Here is a 2,507-nt window from a genome sequence, read left to right on the forward strand (position 1 = left end):
AAAGCGAAAAGTGATTGCGAGACTTAGGCAATATATTTTGACATTTTTGACATAAAAACCACATGACAAATCCCCTAAAAGATTGGTATAATGTGGGCAATTCTGCACGATCTTGTAGAATTTTTTATCCTTTTAAGCCCTTTATATTATTAAGGAAATATCATGGCTATCGAACGTACTCTATCTATCATCAAACCAGACGCAGTTGGCAAAAATCACATCGGCGACATCATCGCTCGCTTCGAAAAAGCAGGTCTTAAGCCAGTTGCTATCAAATACAAGCACCTAACTCAAGCAGAAGCAGAAGGCTTCTACGCAGAGCACAAAGAGCGTGGCTTCTTCGCTGACCTAGTTGCATTCATGACTTCAGGTCCTGTGGTTGTATCTGTACTAGAAGGCGAGAACGCTGTACTAGCACACCGCGATATTCTAGGCGCAACCAACCCAGCTGAAGCTGCTGCTGGCACCATCCGTGCTGACTTTGCAGTAAGCATCGACGAGAATGCAGCTCACGGTTCTGACTCTACCACTTCAGCTGAGCGCGAAATCGCTTACTTCTTCAGTGCAGACGAAATCTTCCCACGCACTCGTTAATTGATTGCCAGATATTATCATCTGATTAATCGTAAACAGCTTGCTTTTTTAGTGGGCTGTTTTTTATTTTTTGTAAAATCAAACAAGCGCACCAATACCAAAAAATCATGACTTTGAACGAAATTTTTAGTATAATGTGCTGTTTTTATGTTTATTATAGCAGTCCGATTGTCATGACAAAAATCCCCGTAATCCATGCGACAGAATCCACCGATTCATCCAACAAGGTTAATTTGCTTGGTATGTCCAAGGCGGATCTAGGTGAGTTTTTTGTATCGCTTGGCGAGAAGCCGTTTCGAGCGACGCAGGTGATGAAGTGGATTTATCAGTTTGGTGTGACAGACTTTTTTGAGATGACAAACATCTCAAAAAAACTTCAACAAAAGCTCGATGAAGTCGCTTGCGTATTACCGCCGAAGGTGAAATTCAAGCAATTTAGCGAAGATGGGACGCGTAAATGGGTCTTTGAGGTGTCGGGTGGTTCGCTCGTTGAGGCGGTGCTTATCCCAGCCGAAGATGGCAAGCAATTTGGGCGTAAGACCTTGTGTATCTCATCTCAGGTTGGCTGTGCGCTGGATTGTTCGTTTTGTAGTACGGGCAAGCAGGGCTTTGAGCGTGACTTGGACGCCAGTGAAATCATCGGGCAGTTGTGGGTGGCGAATCAGTCATATATGGAAGATGTCGCTCCGACCGAGCGTGAGAATCGCGTGACCAATGTCGTCATGATGGGCATGGGCGAGCCTCTGTTGAACTATAACCCTGTAGTTGCCAGCATGTCTTTGATGCTTGATGATCATGCGTTTGGATTATCAAAACGCCGCGTGACCCTATCGACATCAGGCGTGGTGCCAAAGATGTATGATTTGGCCAAGGACATTGATGTGGCGCTCGCCATCAGCCTGCATGCTCCGAACGATGAGCTTCGAGATGAGCTGGTGCCAATCAATAAAAAATACCCACTGGCAGATCTCATCGCCGCCGCCAAAGCATACGTCTACGAAGAAAATCCACGCCACAAAAAACACGTCACCATTGAATATGTGATGCTCGCAGGCGTGAATGACAGCGATGAGCATGCGCGTCAGCTTGTGACACTATTAAAAGATTTGCCAAGCAAGGTGAATCTAATTCCGTTCAACCCATTCCCGCATGCGCCTTATGACCGCTCAAGCAATAACCGAATCCATGCATTTAGCAACATTCTAAATAATGCAGGCTTTGTGTGTACGATTCGCCAGACTCGCGGCGATGACATCGATGCGGCGTGTGGGCAGCTGGTTGGGCAAGTTGCCGACCGCACCCGACGTGCCAAAAAATGGCAAGAAAGCATCCAAAAGCGTCAAGATCACGCTTAATCTGGATGTTTGAAATAAGTTGGCAAAGTTTTTGAGACTTGATAGAATGGGGTGTCTGATGGTTTTTAGGTTGAAAGTTTGCCGTGCTGTAGCGGTCGTGAGCATCACACTTGTGATGACCGCATGTCAGGGTGTTGATCGCAGCATTCATCAGGATAAGACTGAACTTGCCAAGATTCGTACTGCGATGGCAGGGCAATACATTGTGGCAGGCAGGCTGGACGATGCCAAGCGGCAGCTTGATATGGCTCTGACAGCGGATGAAGGCTTTGCGCCAGCTTATGATATGATGGGTGTGCTGCTCCAGAGCGAAGGCAGTGAGATGAACCTTGTGCGTGCGGATGGTTATTTTCGTCAGGCGCTGAAGCTTGATAACGATCTGATGCGTGCGCATAACAACTATGCGGTGTATCTGATTCAGATCGGACATTATGATCGGGCGATTCATCATTTTAAGATTGCATCGAGCAATCTAGGTTATGAAGGCCGTGTACAGTCACTGGAGAATCTGGCCGCAGCTTATCAGCGCATGGGCCAGTATGATGATGCGATCAGTGC

The 2,507-nt window shown here is 46.7% G+C and carries 2 protein-coding genes and 1 pseudogene; all 3 read left to right on the forward strand.

The features are described from left to right. Positions 1 to 162: 162 nt before the first annotated feature. Positions 163 to 594, forward strand: coding sequence for a nucleoside-diphosphate kinase (gene ndk / locus GY683_RS00785; protein ID WP_297286940.1), 432 nt, complete (start codon positions 163 to 165; stop codon positions 592 to 594). A gap of 173 nt (positions 595 to 767) precedes the next feature. Next, entirely contained in the window at positions 768 to 1,949 is a 1,182-nt protein-coding gene (gene rlmN / locus GY683_RS00790; protein ID WP_297286941.1) for a 23S rRNA (adenine(2503)-C(2))-methyltransferase RlmN, read from the forward strand. Positions 1,950 to 2,046: 97 nt separating this feature from the next. Further along, positions 2,047 to 2,507 (forward strand): annotated as a pseudogene (locus GY683_RS00795) (pilus assembly protein PilW); the annotation flags it as partial.

The sequence above is a fragment of the Moraxella sp. genome (assembly GCF_024227015.1).
Lineage (GTDB): Bacteria > Pseudomonadota > Gammaproteobacteria > Pseudomonadales > Moraxellaceae > Moraxella.